This is a genomic window from Sphingomonas sanguinis (assembly GCF_019297835.1).
In the GTDB taxonomy this organism is placed as follows: domain Bacteria; phylum Pseudomonadota; class Alphaproteobacteria; order Sphingomonadales; family Sphingomonadaceae; genus Sphingomonas; species Sphingomonas sanguinis_D.
The window spans coordinates 1,456,108-1,472,861 of sequence record NZ_CP079203.1 but is presented as its reverse complement, the minus strand read 5'-3'; the positions used below and the strand labels follow the sequence as shown (position 1 = coordinate 1,472,861).

Annotated in this window: 14 protein-coding genes; 5 read left to right on the top strand and 9 right to left on the bottom strand. The window is 66.7% G+C overall.

All coding sequences use genetic code 11. The features are described from left to right. The first annotated feature begins 249 nt into the window (after nucleotides 1-249). From KV697_RS06685 to ppdK, 3 genes are all read left to right on the top strand, one after another. Nucleotides 250-1,089, top strand: a complete 840-nt coding sequence (locus KV697_RS06685; protein WP_056434449.1) for a glycine--tRNA ligase subunit alpha — start codon at nucleotides 250-252, stop codon at nucleotides 1,087-1,089. Continuing rightward, on the top strand, nucleotides 1,089-3,296 hold the full coding sequence (glyS, locus tag KV697_RS06680; protein WP_219020629.1) for a glycine--tRNA ligase subunit beta: 2,208 nt from the start codon (nucleotides 1,089-1,091) through the stop codon (nucleotides 3,294-3,296). The genes KV697_RS06685 and glyS overlap by 1 nt, the downstream gene beginning before the upstream one ends. 124 nt (nucleotides 3,297-3,420) lie before the next feature. Continuing rightward, nucleotides 3,421-6,081, top strand: a complete 2,661-nt coding sequence (gene ppdK, locus KV697_RS06675) for a pyruvate, phosphate dikinase (protein WP_219020628.1) — start codon at nucleotides 3,421-3,423, stop codon at nucleotides 6,079-6,081. Nucleotides 6,082-6,311: 230 nt separating this feature from the next. On the opposite strand, the gene KV697_RS06670 is transcribed toward ppdK, so the two are convergent. The 8 genes from KV697_RS06670 to KV697_RS06635 all read right to left on the bottom strand — a co-directional run bounded on the left by KV697_RS06670 (nucleotide 6,312) and on the right by KV697_RS06635 (nucleotide 13,819). Further along, nucleotides 6,312-6,686 carry a hypothetical protein gene (locus tag KV697_RS06670; protein WP_219020627.1) on the bottom strand — a complete coding sequence of 125 codons (375 nt, stop codon included), beginning with the start codon at nucleotides 6,684-6,686 and terminating at the stop codon, nucleotides 6,312-6,314. Between the two features lie 79 nt (nucleotides 6,687-6,765). Further along, nucleotides 6,766-7,758 (bottom strand): type II secretion system F family protein, encoded by a 993-nt coding sequence (locus KV697_RS06665; RefSeq protein ID WP_219020626.1) that lies wholly within the window; start codon nucleotides 7,756-7,758, stop codon nucleotides 6,766-6,768. Next, the gene (locus KV697_RS06660) at nucleotides 7,759-8,739 is read right to left on the bottom strand and encodes a type II secretion system F family protein (protein ID WP_219020625.1); all 981 of its coding nucleotides are present in this window, start codon (nucleotides 8,737-8,739) and stop codon (nucleotides 7,759-7,761) included. A gap of 5 nt (nucleotides 8,740-8,744) precedes the next feature. Continuing rightward, the gene (locus KV697_RS06655; RefSeq protein WP_219020624.1) at nucleotides 8,745-10,007 is read right to left on the bottom strand and encodes a pilus assembly protein CpaE; all 1,263 of its coding nucleotides are present in this window, start codon (nucleotides 10,005-10,007) and stop codon (nucleotides 8,745-8,747) included. Next, a complete protein-coding gene (locus KV697_RS06650; protein ID WP_219020623.1) occupies nucleotides 10,004-10,684 on the bottom strand; it encodes a CpaD family pilus assembly lipoprotein in 681 nt (226 codons plus the stop codon). Before KV697_RS06650 ends, KV697_RS06655 begins: the two co-directional genes overlap by 4 nt. A gap of 26 nt (nucleotides 10,685-10,710) precedes the next feature. Continuing rightward, the gene (locus KV697_RS06645) at nucleotides 10,711-12,201 is read right to left on the bottom strand and encodes a type II and III secretion system protein family protein (protein WP_374011394.1); all 1,491 of its coding nucleotides are present in this window, start codon (nucleotides 12,199-12,201) and stop codon (nucleotides 10,711-10,713) included. A 47-nt stretch (nucleotides 12,202-12,248) separates the two neighbouring features. Next, nucleotides 12,249-13,274 carry a Flp pilus assembly protein CpaB gene (cpaB, locus tag KV697_RS06640; RefSeq protein ID WP_219020621.1) on the bottom strand — a complete coding sequence of 342 codons (1,026 nt, stop codon included), beginning with the start codon at nucleotides 13,272-13,274 and terminating at the stop codon, nucleotides 12,249-12,251. Between the two features lie 50 nt (nucleotides 13,275-13,324). Next, nucleotides 13,325-13,819 carry an A24 family peptidase gene (locus KV697_RS06635; protein WP_257575651.1) on the bottom strand — a complete coding sequence of 165 codons (495 nt, stop codon included), beginning with the start codon at nucleotides 13,817-13,819 and terminating at the stop codon, nucleotides 13,325-13,327. Nucleotides 13,820-13,869: 50 nt separating this feature from the next. Between KV697_RS06635 and KV697_RS06630 the strand changes: the two genes are divergently transcribed. Further along, entirely contained in the window at nucleotides 13,870-14,808 is a 939-nt protein-coding gene (locus KV697_RS06630) for an alpha/beta fold hydrolase (protein WP_219020620.1), read from the top strand. A gap of 29 nt (nucleotides 14,809-14,837) precedes the next feature. After that, entirely contained in the window at nucleotides 14,838-15,893 is a 1,056-nt protein-coding gene (locus KV697_RS06625) for an NAD(P)/FAD-dependent oxidoreductase (protein ID WP_374011409.1), read from the top strand. Nucleotides 15,894-15,971: 78 nt separating this feature from the next. Here the strand turns inward: KV697_RS06625 and KV697_RS06620 are convergent, their stop codons facing one another. Next, complete coding sequence (locus tag KV697_RS06620) at nucleotides 15,972-16,472, bottom strand: hypothetical protein (RefSeq protein WP_219020618.1); 501 nt, start codon at nucleotides 16,470-16,472, stop codon at nucleotides 15,972-15,974. Between the last annotated feature and the right edge of the window lie 282 nt (nucleotides 16,473-16,754).

Sequence of the window (16,754 nt, the reverse complement as noted above, 5' to 3'; positions counted from 1 at the left end):
TCAACAAGACATGACAAAATATCACGTTTGGCTGACTTTTGGTTCGATCCGCTCGCGCGGATGCGGCACCGGCCCGCTTCCCCACCCGACCGCCCACAGCGTATTCTGAATGGGCGGTCGGGGGGGGGGCGGGCCGGTGCGGTTACGAAAAGCCCGCTCGCCTTGACCGCACAAGGGCCATCCGCCAAAGCCTGCGCCATTATGCAGACCCGAAACGGCTCCCCGGAAGGACCACTTTCCTTCCAGCGCATGATCCTCACCCTCCATGATTATTGGAGCGAGCGGGGATGCGTGATCCTGCAACCCTATGACATGGAGATGGGGGCGGGCACCTTTCACCCCGCGACCACGCTGCGCGCGCTGGGGCCGGACTCGTGGAACGCCGCCTTTGTCCAGCCCTGCCGCCGTCCGACCGACGGCCGCTATGGCGAGAACCCCAACCGGCTTCAGCATTATTACCAGTATCAGGTGATCCTGAAGCCTTCGCCCGCCGATCTGCAGGACCTGTATCTGGGTAGCCTGGCGGCGATCGGCGTCGACATGACCAAGCACGACATCCGCTTCGTCGAGGATGATTGGGAAAGCCCGACCCTGGGTGCCTGGGGGCTGGGCTGGGAAGTCTGGTGCGACGGGATGGAGGTGACGCAGTTCACCTATTTCCAGCAGATGGGCGGATACGACATGAAGCCGGTCGCGGGCGAGCTGACCTATGGGCTCGAGCGTCTGGCCATGTACATCCAGGACGTCGACAATGTGTACGACCTGCGCTTCAACGATGCGGGCGTGAGTTACGGCGACGTGTTTCTCGAAAACGAGAAGCAGATGTCGACCTGGAACTTCGAGGTCGCCGACACCGACACGCTGTTCGACGCCTTCAAGAAGGCTGCGGCCGAGTGCGAGCGCTGTCTGGAGGCCAAGCTGCCCATCCCCGCCTATGAACAGGCGATCAAGGCCAGCCACACCTTCAACCTGCTGCAGGCGCGCGGCGTGATCTCGGTGGCGGAGCGCCAAGCCTATATGGGCCGGGTCCGCGATCTGGCGAAGGGCGCGTGCGGCGCCTGGATGGATAAGAACGGCTGGGCCGCGTGATGACCGATTTTCTGCTCGAACTCCGCTCCGAAGAAATCCCCGCCCGGATGCAGGCGGGGGCGCGGGAGAATCTGGCCAAGCTCTTCACTGCCGAACTGGCGAAAGCCGGTCTGTCGGCGGGCGAGATCGTCACCTATGCGGGGCCTCGCCGTCTGGCGCTGATCGCTAAGGACCTTCCGTCCGCGACCGAGGCAGTGTCCGAGGAAGTGAAGGGGCCGCGTGCCTCCGCCCCGCCGCAGGCGCTGGAGGGCTTCCTGCGCAAGACCGGGCTGACGCGCGAGCAACTGACCGAGCGCGACGGCGTGCTGTTCGCGATCACCGAAAAGCCCGGTCGCGCGACGGCGGAAGTGCTGGCCGAGGCGATCCCCGCGATCGTTCGTGCCTTCCCCTGGCCCAAGTCGATGCGCTGGGGCGCCGAGTCCGCCTCGACCGAGTCGATGCGCTGGGTTCGTCCGCTGCACGCCATCGTCGCGCTGTTTGGCGGCGAGGTGGTGCCGTTCGCAATCGCCGGGATCACCAGCGGCAATACGACGCGCGGTCACCGTTTCCACGCGCCCGCCGAGATCGTGCTGACCGGCGCGGACACCTATGTCGAGCAACTGCGCGCCGCCAAGGTGCTGGTCGACCAGGACGAGCGCGCCGCGATCATCCGTCAGCGCGCCTCCGCGCTCGCCGCCGAGGCCGGGCTGGAGCTGGTCGAGGACGAAGGGCTGGTCGCCGAGAATGCCGGGCTGACCGAATGGCCGGTGCCGCTGCTCGGCCGCTTCGACCAAGCCTATCTCGACGTGCCGCCGGAGGTCATCCAGCTGACCGCGCGGGTGAACCAGAAGTACTTCGTCTGCCGTTCGGGCGACGGCAAGCTGGCGAACGCGTTCGTCTGCACTGCCAATATCGAGGCGACCGATGGCGGCGCGAAGATCGTCGAGGGCAATGGCAAGGTGCTCGCCGCCCGCCTGTCCGACGCGCGTTTCTTCTACGAGACGGACCTGAAGACCAGGCTCGACGAGCTGCGGCCCAAGCTGGAAAAGATCGTCTTCCACGAAAAGCTCGGCACCGTCGCCGACAAGGTCGAGCGCGTGGCCAAACTGGCCCGTTGGCTGGTCGAAGAGGGTATCGTGACCGAATCCCCCTCCCGCAGGCGGGAGGGGCTAGGGGAGGGCAGTGCCCCAAGCGACGTCGCCAGCGGCACCGTCCCCCCCCCATCCCAGTTTCAGGTGAACGATGCCCCGCATCGTTCAGGTCATGCCGGGGGCATGACCGACCTGAAACTCGCAAGCGGAGGGGGCGAGCTTGCCGATCTGGCAGAGCGCGCCGCGTACCTTGCGAAGGCCGATCTCGTCACCGGCATGGTCGGCGAGTTTCCCGAATTGCAGGGCCTGATGGGTGGCTATTACGCCGCCGCGCAGGGCGAAGACCCGCGCGTCGCCGAGGCGGTTCGCGATCATTACAAGCCGGTCGGGCAGGGGGATGACGTCCCCACCGCGCCGGTGACGGTGGCCGTGGCGCTGGCGGATAAGCTGGATAGCGTCGCACAATTCTTCATGGTCGGTTTGAAGCCCAGCGGTTCGAAAGATCCGTTCGCTTTGCGCCGGGCGGCGTTGGGTATCGCCAGCACAATCCAGCAGAACGGCCTGCGTTTGCCCTTCTACGCGGCTAGCATCCGAGCCATGGGCAATGTCGACCACGGATCGACGGAGATGATGGACTTCATCATCGACCGCCTGAAAGTCCAGCAACGCGAAGCGGGCGTCCGTCACGACCTGATCGACGCGGTGTTCGCGCTCGGCGGCGAGGACGACCTCGTCCGCCTGCTCGCCCGCGTCCGTGCGCTGCAAGCCTTCGTCACCACCGACGACGGCACCAACCTGCTCGCCGGCTATAAGCGCGCCGCGAACATCCTGAAGAAGGAAGGCGTCGAGGGCGACCAGGTCTGGACCGCGCCGACCTACACGCTCGAACCCGCCGAGGCCGATCTGATCGCCGCGCTCGACGCGGCCGAGCCGAAGGCGGCGCAAGCGGTGAAGGCCGAGGATTTCGAGGCCGCGATGGCCGCGCTCGCCTCGCTTCGCGCGCCGATCGACCGGTTCTTCGACGATGTGACCGTCAACGATGCCGATCCGGCCAAGCGGACCGCGCGCCTCGCGCTGCTCGCGCGGGTCCGGGCCGCCGTGCATACGGTCGCGGATTTCTCGCGGATCGAGGGATGAGTTGAGCCGGATCGGGAGACGGGGGCGAACGTTCCTGTCTTCCCCTCCGGCAATATCGCCTTATTAACACCGACGCCTGTGTCCCCAGGGCGTCGGACGTGACGACCAGTAAAGGATCGAACCGATGACCTATGTGTACCGTTTCGGCGGCGGCGTTTCGGACGGCGGTAAGGGGGACAAGAACCTGCTTGGGGGCAAGGGCGCGAACCTGGCCGAGATGGCGTCGATCGGGCTGCCGGTGCCGCCGGGCTTCACCATCTCGACCGCGATGTGCACCCGATATTATGACGATGGCGAACAGTTCCCGCAGGAACTGCGCGATGAGGTGGCCGACGGCATCGCGCATATCGAGGCGGTGACGGAGAAGCGCTTCGGCGATGCGCAAAACCCGCTTCTGGTCTCGGTCCGCTCGGGCGCGCGGGTGTCGATGCCGGGCATGATGGACACGGTGCTGAACCTGGGTCTCAACGACGAAACCGTCGAGGGGCTGGCGAAGAAGGCGGGCGATGAGCGTTTCGCCTGGGACAGCTATCGCCGCTTCATCCAGATGTATGCCGATGTCGTCCTGGAGCTGGATCACGGTGCTTTCGAGGAAGCGCTGGAGATCGCCAAGGAGGACAATGGTTTCACGCTTGATACCGAGCTGACCGCAACCGACCTGAAAAAGTTGGTCGCCGAATATAAGGGCCTCGTCGAAGCGGAATGGGGCAAGCCCTTCCCGCAGGACGTGCACGACCAGCTCTGGGGCGCGGTCGGCGCAGTGTTCGGATCGTGGCAGTCGGAGCGCGCGAAGGTCTATCGCCGCCTGAACGACATTCCCGCCGACTGGGGCACCGCCGTCAATGTGCAGGCGATGGTCTTCGGCAATATGGGCGACACCTCGGCAACGGGCGTGGCCTTCACGCGCGATCCGTCCAAGGGCGACCGCGCCTATTATGGCGAGTTCCTGATCAACGCGCAGGGCGAGGACGTAGTCGCGGGCATCCGCACGCCGCAGTACCTGACCAAGGCCGCGCGCGAGGAGGCGAACGCCAAGCCCGCCTCGATGGAAGAGGCGATGCCCGAGGTCTATGCCGAGCTGGCCGCCGTCTTCGACCAGCTTGAGACGCATTACCGCGACATGCAGGACATCGAGTTCACGGTCGAACAGGCCAAGCTCTGGATGCTCCAGACCCGCTCGGGCAAGCGTACCGCCAAGGCGGCGCTGAAGATCGCGGTCGACATGGCCAATGAGGGCCTCATCACCCGCGAGGAAGCGATCGCGCGGGTCGATCCGGCGGCGCTCGACCAGTTGCTCCACCCGACGCTCGATCCCGATGCCAAGCGCGACGTGCTGACCAAGGGACTTCCCGCCTCGCCGGGTGCGGCCTCGGGCAAGGTGGTGTTCGACGCCGATGCCGCCGAGCGTGCGGCGGCGGCGGGTGAGGCGGTGATCCTCGTCCGTGTCGAAACCTCGCCGGAGGACATTCACGGCATGCACGCGGCCAAGGGCATCCTGACCGCGCGCGGCGGCATGACCAGCCATGCGGCGGTCGTGGCGCGCGGCATGGGGCGTCCCTGCGTCTCGGGCGCGGGTTCGCTGGCCATCGACAACAAAGCCAAGCTGCTGCGCGTCGGTAGCCGTGAGGTGCGCGAGGGCGACATCCTGACGCTCGACGGTTCGACCGGCGAGGTGATGGTCGGCGCGGTCGCGACCGTGCAGCCCGAACTGGCGGGCGACTTCGGCACGCTGATGGAATGGGCCGACCAGGTCCGCCGCCTGAAGGTCCGCGCCAATGCCGAAACCCCGCTCGACTGCCGCACCGCGCGCGAGTTCGGTGCGGAGGGCGTCGGCCTGTGCCGCACCGAGCATATGTTCTTCGACGCCGCGCGGATCACGGCGGTGCGCCAGATGATCCTCGCCTCGGACGAAGCGGGCCGCCGCGCCGCGCTCGCCAAGCTGCTGCCTGAACAGCGCGCCGACTTCACCGCGATCTTCGAGGTGATGGCGGGCCTGCCGGTGACGGTGCGCCTGCTCGACCCGCCGCTGCACGAATTCCTGCCGCAGCAGGAGGCCGAGTTCGCGGAGGTCGCGACGGCGGCGGGCGTCGACGTCGATACGCTGAAGCGCCGGGCGAACGAGCTGCACGAGTTCAACCCGATGCTCGGCCATCGCGGGTGCCGCCTGGGCGTGACCTATCCGGAAATCTACGAGATCCAGGCGCGCGCCATCTTCGAGGCGGCGCTGGACGTGGCGGAGAAGTCGGGCGAGGCGCCGATCCCCGAGGTCATGATCCCGCTGGTCGCCACGCGCCGCGAGTTGGAGCTGATGAAGGCGGTGGTCGACAAGGCGGCGCAGGCGGTCTTCGCCGAACGCGGCAAGACAGTCGAATATCTGGTCGGCACCATGATCGAGCTGCCGCGCGCCGCGCTGAAGGCGGGCGAGATCGCCGAGGTCGGGGAGTTCTTCTCCTTCGGCACCAACGACCTGACCCAGACGACGCTGGGCGTCAGCCGCGACGATGCGGCGCGCTTCCTGAGCGCCTATGTCGAGAAGGGCATCTACGCCAAGGACCCGTTCGTCAGCCTGGATGTAGAGGGTGTGGGCGAACTGGTCAGCCTGGCCGCCGAGCGAGGTCGCGCGACGCGGCCGGGGATCAAGCTCGGCATCTGCGGCGAGCATGGCGGCGATCCGGCGTCGATCGCCTTCTGCGAGTCGGTTGGGTTGGATTATGTCTCGGCCAGCCCGTACCGCGTGCCGATCGCGCGGCTCGCGGCGGCGCAGGCGGCGTTGAAGGCGCGGTGATGTCGGGGTGAGGAGGTTTCGGCGGGTTTATCGCCCGGAAACTTCCCTCCCCCTCCCCCATCCCCTCCCGCTTGCGGGAGGGGGGCGTTTCCGGGCAGCGGTTTCGTGTCTCTCGAAAACGATGGACCGATTGAAGCGCTAGACGTTTCCGCTTCGCACACCCCTCCCGCAAGCGGGAGGGGATGGGGGAGGGCAGGGTGTCTCACCGAGCCCTAACCCCACAAAACCAATCACCCGTGGGTCGTCACCCGGTTGCCGAAGTCGAACCACCCGCGACGCTCACCCGCAGGATAGGCCGGACGCGCCGCGCTCGCCGCGACCGGGCGATAGGTCGACGCCGGGGCGGCCCGCTCCACCACCGGCGCGGCCGCGACCGGCTGGGCACTCGCCAGGCGGCGGTTTTCCTTTTCCAGTTCGGCGATGCGGGCCTGTGCCGCCGACAGCTTGGCTTCGGTATCCTTGACCTGCGCGGCATGGGCGTCGCGCTCGGTGGAGTAGCGGGTGCGCCATTTGCGGCCGCCCGGATGGCTCGCCAGCCCGAAGAACCAACCCGCGATGAGGACCAGCCCCAGCACGGCGAACTGCGTCGTCGAAGTGAACAGCATCGCGTCGATCCCATCCTGTTGAATTAGGTCTGTTACGACCGATCAACGACTGGAACGGATGCTGGTTGCGAAGCCGGGCTTATTGCCCCGCGATCAGCGTATCCTTGATCGAACAGGCGGCGGGGCCGAGGATGACGACGAACAGCACCGGCAGGATGAACAGGATCAGCGGCACCGTCATGATCGCGGGCAGACGGGCGGCCTTTTCCTCGGCGCGCATCATGCGTTCGTGGCGGAACTCGGCCGACAGGACGCGTAGCGCGCTGGCCAGCGGCGTACCGTATTTCTCGGTCTGGATCATCGTGGTGACGACGCCGCGCAGCGAGTCCAGATTGACCCGCATGGCGAGATTCTCCAGCGCCTGCCGCCGGTCGGTCAGGAAGCCCAACTCGACCGAGGTCAGCTGGAACTCGTCGCCCAGCTCGGGATAGGCGCGGCGCAGCTCCCGCGCGACTCGGGCGAAGGCGGCATCGACGGTCAGCCCCGCCTCGGCACAGATGACCATCAGGTCGAGCGCGTCGGGCAATCCCTTGCGGATCGCGGCGGTGCGCTTGTCGATCTGGTTCTTCAGCGCCAGGTCGGGCGCCTTGTAAGACAGGATCAGCGTACCCGCGACCAGCATGTAGCAGCTGAACCCGCTCCAGTCGGCGAAATCCTCGGTGCCATAGACCCAAAGCGCCATCGTGCCGCCCAGCACGATCGGCAGGGCCAGGCGCCCGAAAATGACCGCGACCGCCATGTCCTTCGATCGGATACCCGCCTGCAGCAGCTTGATCTGAACCGCCTTGACCTGTTCGTCCTGCAAGACCTTGAGCATGCTCAGGACCGTGCGCATCCGGTCCAGCAGGGTGGCGCGGTCGATCAGCTGGGCGCGCCGCTTGGGGCCGCTCTCGCCACCGATCTTGAGCGAGTCGCGCCGTTCGTTGAGCGCGCGGACCCGGCGCGTCATCGGGTCGCGGCTGCCGATCAGCATATAGCCCGCGCACAGCAGCGCAAAGACGCAGATGCCCCAGAGCAGCGCGGTCAGCGATGCCGGGTCGAGGCCAAAAAAGGCGGGCGCGGGACGGGTCATTCAGATCTCGAAGCTGATCATGCGGGACATGATGAACGCGCCCAGGCCCATCCAGAGAAAGCCTGCCGCCCCGACCAGCATCAGGCGCGGATCGACGAAGAAGCGCGCCATATAGGGCTGGTTGATCATCCAGATCATGCCGAACACGGCAAAGGGCAGGCAGCCGATGATATAGGCGGACGCCTTGGACTCGGACGACATCGCCTTGATCTTCAGCTTCATCTGCGCACGCTTGCGCAGCACCTCGGCCAGGTTGGACAGCGTCTCGGCCAGGTTGCCGCCGGTCTCGCGCTGGATGGCGATGGCGATGACGAAGAAGCGGAATTCGGGAATGTCGAGCCGATCGGCAGTGTCCTGAAGCGCGGCGTCCATCGTCCGGCCGATCCGCATCCGGTCGGTGACGGCGCGAAACTCCTCGCCCACCGGGCCGGGCAGCTCCAGCGCGACGACCGCCATCGTCTCCGAGATGGGCAGGCCCGAACGCAGGCCACGCACCAACAGCTCGATGGCATCGGGAAAGCGGATGACGAACTTGTTCCGGCGCTTCGTAATCATCCGCCCGATGACCATGTGCGGCACCCATAGCCCGAGCAGCAGCCCGACCAGCAAGGCGGTGAAGAAGGACCAGCCGAGGATCATCAGCAGGATCATCAAGCCGAACGCCAGCCCCGCGCTCGCCATGCCATATTGGCCGACGGTCCAGTCGCGCCCGGTGCGGTCCAGCCGCGTGGCGAGCGTTGCGGAATTGGGGAGCAGACGGCCGAACGCCTTGTCCATCCGTGTGTCGCCCGCCAGCGCGATCCCGCGCGACGCGGCCACCGCCTCCAGCGGCTTGCCGAGGTCGAGCGCGACCCGACCGCGTAATGCGGCCAGCCGCCGGTTCTGGCTGCGCGAGCCAACCGGGGCCGAAAAGGCCGCCATCGCCAGCGCGAGCGTCAGGAAGACGCCCATGGCCAGGATCAGGGTCGCCGACATCGACATGGCCGTCAGTCGGCCCGCGTCCGCTTGTTGAGCAGCGACTTCAGGTCGAACCGGTCGAGCAGCCCGCGTTTCGCGGGCATGTCCGCGTTGCCCTCGGCCGAGGTGCAGAGGCGCTGCGTCAGCTCGACCAGCGGGGCGATGGTGCGCGACGTGCGGCCCAGTTCGGCGATGGGCTTGCCGACTTTGGCGGCCTGGACGATCAGCTTGGGGTCATAGGGCATGACGAAATCGATCGGACGTTCGATCGATCCCTCGAAATCGCTCTGCGCGATCTCGCTCTGCGCGGCGGGCTGCACCCGGTTGGCGATGGTCAGGACGGTGGCCTGCGGGGCGTGCATCTTGGCCCAGGACAACAGGCGGATCGTGTCGCGCGCGGCGGCCAGGGTCAGTTCGGTGACCAGCACGATGGTCTGCGCCGTCGCGACCAGCATCGGCTGCTGGATCATCAACCCGCGCGGCAGGTCGACGATGGTCGATTCGAAATTGAGCCGCATCTCGTCCTGCAGCTGCGCGAAGGCGAGGCCGTCGGTCAGGATAGGCGCGCTGATCGGGGCTTCGGCCGACAGGATCGCCAGCTTTTCCGACGCCTTGACCATGGCGCGTTCCAGGAACAGCCCGTCGATGCGGCTGGGATTGTCGATCGCATCGACCAGCCCGCGCCCCGGCTCCAGGTCCAGCGCCAGCGCGGCGGTGCCGAAATGCACGTCCAGGTCGAGTAGCGCGGTCGTCCGGTCCAGCCGCTCCGCCATCAGCCAGCCGAGCGAGGTGGCGATGGTCGATGCGCCCACGCCGCCGCGAACGCCGACCACCGCGACGCTGCACGGTGCCTTTTCGGGCTCCATGTCGAGGGGGCGGGGCGCATGAAGCTGGCTGCGCGCCTGGCCGATCGTGTCGCGCAAATGGTCGGCGTTGATCGGCTTCAGCAGATAATCGTGCAGGCCGCTCGCCATCAGCGAACGGTATAGCCGCACGTCGTTGACCGGGCCGATCGCGATCACGATCGTACCGGGCTCGCACACCTCGGCCAGATTGTTGATCTCGCTGGCGGGATCGACGGTCTCGGTCAGGTCGACCAGCAGGATTTGGGGGCTGGCCGATACCGACAGCGACTGGATCGCGCCGGACAGGCCACCCTTCATCACCTTGTCGACCGACCATCCCTGTTCGGCGGCCAGCGGCCGGATCGCCTCCGCCGTCCATTCGTCGCTGACAAAGGCCAGGAAGGGATCGCGCGTGGTCAGCATGGCGGGTTTCCAGGGGGCGTTCATTGCGCGCCTCCCGCGCTCGGCGCCGGGAGGCCGCCGCCGCCGCTCTGGATCGTGTTCGGATCGCGCAACGTGGTGCCGCCATTGCCGCTCGGCGGCGCGACACGCAGCGCCCGGACCGCGCGGGTCGCAGTGGCGGGATCGGTGGCCGCGGGGGCGCCCACGCCCTGAACCAGGTCGGTGGGGTTGGCGACCATCGCGGCCAGGTTGCGGTTGATCGCGCAACCATGGTTGGACGAGGTCCGCCCCTCCAGATCGGGTGCGGTGTCGCTCCGCAAGTCGGGACAGCCGGGCACGGTCGCCACGCTGCGCGTCACCACCACGCGAATGGTCGCGGGCGCCACCGGGCTGCGCGTGATCGGCGAGGCCTGGCCGAGCAGCAAGCCATAGCGGCCGATGACGTTCGCGACCTCGCGATAGGCGACGGGACCTTCGCCCGCCGGGTCCTCCACCGCGACGCGGTCGCCATAGCCCAGATGGAGGTTGCGCGCCCAGCCGTCGAGCCGCCGATCCTCGTCCGTCGCCAGCCGTCCGCCGGACAAGGCAAGATCGAGCGCATAGTCGGTCTGCGACACGACCGGCTGATGGGCGGACTCCAGACCCGGCTGACCGGCACCCATGCAGCCGCCGGTCATCAGCGCGAGGCCGAGCGGCGTCAGGAGAAGCGGGAAACGACGCATGGGGCGCTTGATCCTTGGACGGGCGGTCATTCGGAAAAGCCGGGAGTCGGCACGGTCTTGCGAACGGGCAGGGCGGCCGCGGCGGGGGGCGTGGTGGAGATCCCGGCGGCCACCGGGCGACCCTGTACCGGCGGGGCCATGGTCGGCACGGGACGCGGCGTCCGATCGATGCTCCCCATACGCCCCAGCAGCACCCGCTCGGCATCGTTCGGGGAACGCATCCCGTCGGTGGGCAGTGCGATGTCGGAGGGCGCGTTGACCGGCTTCACCAGATAGGGGGTGATGATGATGACCAGTTCGGTCTCGTTACGCTTGAAGGCGTTGGAGCGGAACAGCGAACCGATCAGCGGCAGGTCGCCCAGCCACGGCGTCTTTTCGATCGAATTGTCGCGCGAGTTGGACAGCAGTCCGCCGATCATCATGCTCTGCCCCGACCCCAGCTCCAGGGTCGTCTCGGCCCGCCGGGTGGTCAGCGCGGGGATCGAGGTGCCGCTGATCGTGACCGCGCCCAGCGAGGAAAGCTGCGACACTTCCGGCCGGACGCGCAGGGAGATGCGGCCATCGGACAAAACCGTCGGCGTGTAGGACAGGCTGACGCCATATTGCTTATATTCGACCGACACCGCGCCGAAACCGCTGGAAAGCGGAATGGGGATTTCGCCACCCGCCAGGAAGGTCGCGGTTTCGCCGGACAGCGCGGTCAGATTGGGATTGGCCAGCGTCGACACCTGACCCAGCGTCTCGCCCAGATCGATCGCGCTCAGCAGGTCCATACCCAGCACGCGCCCGCCCAGGCCCAGCGTCGTGCGCTGCGCACCGGGATTGAAGGTATATTGCGTGCCGGTCACCCGACCGGTGGCATCGGTGACGTCGGTGATCGAGCCGGGATTACGCCCTGAGGCGACGCCGAACACGAAGCCGCTGGAATTGGCGTCCCGGTTCAACAGGTTGACGCCGATCTGCTTGACGAAGCTGCGGTTCACCTCGGCGATACGGACTTGAAGATTGACCTGAAGCGGGGTCGCGGTCTTCAGCCGGCTGATGACGCGCGTGTCCTTGCCGACATAGGCCTGGACGAGCCGCTCGGCCTCGGCCGCGTCGTCGGGCGAGGCGATGGTGCCGGTCAGCAGGATCAGGCCGTTCATCGGCGTGGGCACGATCTGCGCCTCGGGCATGGCCAGCTTCAGCATCCGCCCGATCGAATCGAGATTGTTGCCGACCCGGACCGTCGCGGCATAGACGACCGCGCCGCCGCGCGCGGTCGCCGATACCGTCGTCTCGCCGGGTTTCTTGCCGAAGATATAGAGCTGGGTGGGCGAGCGGACCTGGACATCGGCGATGCTGTCGTCGGCGACGAACAGGTCGGTCATTGGCCGGGGCAACGTAATCAGCCGCGCCCGCCCGGTATTGATCTCCAGCGCGCCCGAGCCGTCGCTGGCCGGGGTCGAATCGCCCGGATCGGGCAGGGCGGAGCGGGCAGGGGCGGGCGCAAGGAGCAGCGGGGCCAGTATCAGCACGAAGGCCGATGCGCGGGGTGCGCGCGAAAGCATCGATCGAAGCGACATCAATTTCCACCCCCCATCGGCATGGCGCTCGGCGCTGCCCCGGAGCCGGAGGCGCTGCCCCGTGCGACGCGGACGCCCGCATTGTCGGCCACGCCGCGCATCGCCTGGGCGGCGGTGCCGATCCCGGCGGTCATCCCGGACGCACCGTTCGCCATGGCGATCGTCCCGTGATCGGGGGCATCGCTATTCTGGCGACCCGGCACGGTGCGCCGCTGATAGCGGGACACGTCGGCCCCGGTGACATAGGAGGCGCGGTCGGCCATCGGCTGCGCGACGGCACCCGGATCGCCCTTGGCATTCAGGTCGGCGGGCCGCTCGGCCAGCGCGCGCAGCGACAGCGACAGCGTGCCGACGGTCTGCGCGACCGCGAGCTGTTCGGCCATCTTCGGCGTCGCCTCGACCGTCACGGTGGTAAAGGTCTGGACCGGCGTCTTGCCGTCGCCGGAGGCCTGATTGTCGGTGCGCTGGTCGGTCGCCAACACGCGGATGTTGCGCAGGATCGTCTCCGACACCTTGAGCGGAGGGCCGTCGCCGCCGCCCGCGACATCCTGGGTCAGGACCATGTCGATCCGGTCGCCGGGAAAGACGAAGCCCGCCACCGCCGTCTGCGCCGACACCGGCACGGTCACGGCGCGCATGCCGGGCGTCAGCGCGGCGGCCAGGAATCCGCGATCGCCGGGGCTGACGACCGCGCCCTGGGTCAGCGGCTGGCCCGCGGTGATCGCGTAGCGCAGCACGGTGCCCTGCAATTTGGCGATGTCGGCCTGACCCTTCACATAATAGGCACCGGCCAGCATGTCCTTGGGCCAGGGTTGGAATTTCAGTGCGGTGGGCTCGATGATCGTGCCGACCGGCAGGGTGCGGGTGGCGACCAGAATCTCGGTTCCGGGCGCAGGCGCCGCGATCGCCACGACCGCCTCGGCGGCGGGAACGCTGCTACCCGATGTGACGGTTCGGGCGAATAGGGCCGTGATCCCCGCGATCAGCAGGGCCCCGACCAGCAGTAACACTTTGCGACTGTCCATCCTGCGTTCTTTGGCCTTGGCCGAGCCCGGTGCCCGGTTCATTGGATCGGTTAAATAGACGGAAAGGGGTTAAATAACGGTTCCTGAAGGGTAACGAGCGCGGCGATCGCGATGGCGACGCCGTAGGGAACCTCGATCGCCGGAGCCGCATCGCCCTGTTTTCGGACGCGCAGACGGTGGTCGACCAGCATCGCAATCGTGACCGCCCCGCCCGCGATCGACATGACCAGCACCATGCGGAACAGCGACGACAGCGGCAGCCACAGCGCGATGGCTGCGATCATCTTCACGTCGCCGCCGCCCATCATGCCGATGCGAAACGCCTGGGCGAACAGCAGGAACACGGCCAGCGCGATGCCGATCTGCACGGCCATGTCGGGCCATACCGCCAGGCCGCTTGTCCACCACCAGAGCGGCGCGAGCAGCGCGATGGCGATATTCTTGGCGTCGGCGATCTCGCGGGTGCGCGCATCCTCGATCCCCGCCGACACCAGCAGCAGGACGAGCGCCACCAGCAGCGCGATACGCATTATGGTCCATTCCATGCCATCAAGCCCTAGACGGCAGGGCTTTCAAAACCGTAACCGGGACATGGATGACCGATAGCCTGTCCCTTCGTCGGAGTTTTCCGGCCGCCGCCACGCTGTCGCGCTGGCACGCGCCCGATGGATGGGAGCATCGGCGCTTCGACTGGGTGGCGGAGGCGCCGCGCGGGCGGCTGTTGTTCCAGACCGGCCGGGCCGATGTGATCGAGAAATATCTGGAGGTCTTCGCCCATCTCGTCGCTCGGGGGTGGAGCGTCACCGCCTTCGACTGGCGCGGGCAGGGCGGATCGGGGCGGCTGCTCGCCGATCCCCATGTCGGTCATGGGGTCAATTTTTCGATCCTGGTAGAGGATCTGCGCGCGTTCTGGGCCGGGTGGCGCGCCGAGGATTCGGCGCGCGGCCTGCCCCATATCCTGTCGGGCCATTCGATGGGCGGGCATCTCGCCCTGCGCGCGGTGGTGGAGGGGGCGGTCGACCCGGATGCGCTCCTTCTCGTGGCGCCGATGCTGGGCCTGCGCCTGCCGACCGGCGCGCTGCTGGGGGCGGGGATCATCGGCCTGATGAACGCGCTGGGCCGGGCCGAGCGCGCCATCTGGGAAGCCAAAGACGGGCCGGGTCATCATACCCGCCAGCGCAACCTGACCCATGATGCCGAGCGGTTCGAGGATGAGGGCTATTGGTATGCGCAAGCGCCCGAACTGGCGCTGGGACCGCCGAGCTGGGGCTGGCTCGCCTCCGCGATGCGCTCGATCCGGGCGCTGAGCCGCGATCCCCGGCTGGACCGTGTGAGCGTCCGCTCGCTGATGCTGGTCGCCGAAGCCGACCGCCTGGTCGATCCCAAGGCCGCCACCGCCATCGCGGCCCGGATCGGCGCGCGGGTCGAGCGGTTCGGGCCAGAGGCGGCGCATGAGTTGCTGCGCGAAGTCGATCCGGTGCGGCTGCGCGCCTTGGCGGCGATCGATGCTTTTCTGGACGGGGTGGCGGGGTGATCCACGAGGTCGCGATCGTGGGTGCGGGCATGGCCGGGGCGAGTCTCGCCGCCGCGATCGGCCGGCGCGCGCGCGTTCTGCTGCTGGAGGCGGAGGACATGCCCGGCCGCCATGCGACGGGGCGTTCGGCGGCTTTCTGGTCGGAAACATATGGCGGCCCGGCAGTGCAACCACTGACCACCGCCTCGGGCCCTGCCCTGCGCGAAGGCGGCTATCTAACCCCGCTCGGCTCGCTGCACGTCGGCCGCGAGGAGGACGAGGCGCGGGTCGAGCGACTGCTCACGGATTTCGATGGGAGCGGGGTGGACCTGTCGCGCGTCGATCCGGCGGCGCGTATCCCCGGCCTTCGCCCCGAATGGGTACACGGCGTCTGGGAGCCGAGCTGCGCCTATATCGACGTCGCCGCGCTGCATGCGGATTATCTGGCGGCGGCAAAGGCGTCTGGCACGGAAATCCGGACCCGCGGGGCTTTGCTGGCGGCCGAGCGGCGCGATGGCGTCTGGCATCTGGAAACCCGCGCGGGATCGTTTTCGGCCAAATTACTGGTCAATGCAGCCGGTGCCTGGGCCGATGCCGTGGCAAAGCTCGCGGGTGTCGCGCCGATCGGCATCACCCCCTATCGCCGGACCATGGTGCAACTCCGCACCGATCCGCCCGTGCCGGATGGCCTCCCCCATGTCGTCGACATAGCGGGTCGTTTCTACTTCAAGCCCGAGGCGGGCGGGCGGCTCTGGCTGACCCCGCATGACGAGACGCCGAGCGTGCCCTGCGACATCGCGCCCGAGGAATGGGACGTGGCCGTTGCCATCGACCGGCTGGAAAAGGTCGTCGACTGGCGCGTCGAGGCGGTCGAGCGCCGCTGGGCAGGGCTGCGCAGCTTCGCCCCCGACCGCGCGCCGGTATACGGCTTCGATGCACGCATGCCGGGCTTTTTCTGGTGCGCGGGGCAGGGCGGCTTCGGCATCCAGACCGCGCCTGCCGCGTCGGCCTTGGCGGCGGCGCTGCTGCTGGGCGAGGGGCCGATGCCGGACGGTGTGGACCCGGAATGCTATTGCGTGAGACGTTTTTTAACGAAAAGCAACTGAGTTTGAAGAGGCAGAATTGATGCCGGGCGATGTTTCGATGCCGATTTAGGCGGGCATCGAAACATCGTAATTCTAAAATCAGACCGCAGGTGGTAGTACAGGAAAAACACCTCCTGATCTTACAGGTATATCATGATATTTTCTAAATTTCTCAATCCGAATTTCTGATTCTTTTGATAGTGTTAATGCTGCATCAAGTTCGTAATAGATCGTTGCGGCGCTCATGAGCTGATTTATAGCGTTAGAATTGCCTAGGGCGGCTGGATTGGTTGTAGTGAACTTAAGTGTTGCTGTGCGAAGTGCGTCCCCTGCACGGGTTACAGCAAGGAGGGCCTGTCGAACGGTCATCGCCGCGACTATCGGTCCGTCAGTCAATCCTGGGTGATTCACAAGTAGTGGTAGCGTTTCGGCCAAGCCAGCGGCCTTGGCTGAAGCCTTGTGGAGTGCATTGGCATCCGATTGGCTGCGTGCCTCAACTGCCGAGATTATAACATCCAGGGCATTATATGTAGCTGATGCAATTTCATGCTGTCGGATTCGGAGCGCTTTTTTGGCTTCTTTTTCCGCAGCGTCCTTCATCCTGAAGGGTACATATAGCGCAATGATTGCTGCAATGGCGGCGACGACCGCTGCGCTAAGGGAGCCGACTGCAGACAGCGCTGTCCACTCATTATTCGTGTGTGTGATCCAGAGGACTTTTGTGAAGCTATCCATATCTATACTTACAACGCTGCCGAGGAGATTGTCGCCAAGGTGCTAGTTGTCAAGTATAAAGTAAAGGTTAGGAAATCCTGTAGATAGGTGCGTGTCGAGTGAAAAATTCTGATAATTGCTAACCAGAATGACATATGACTATCAGAA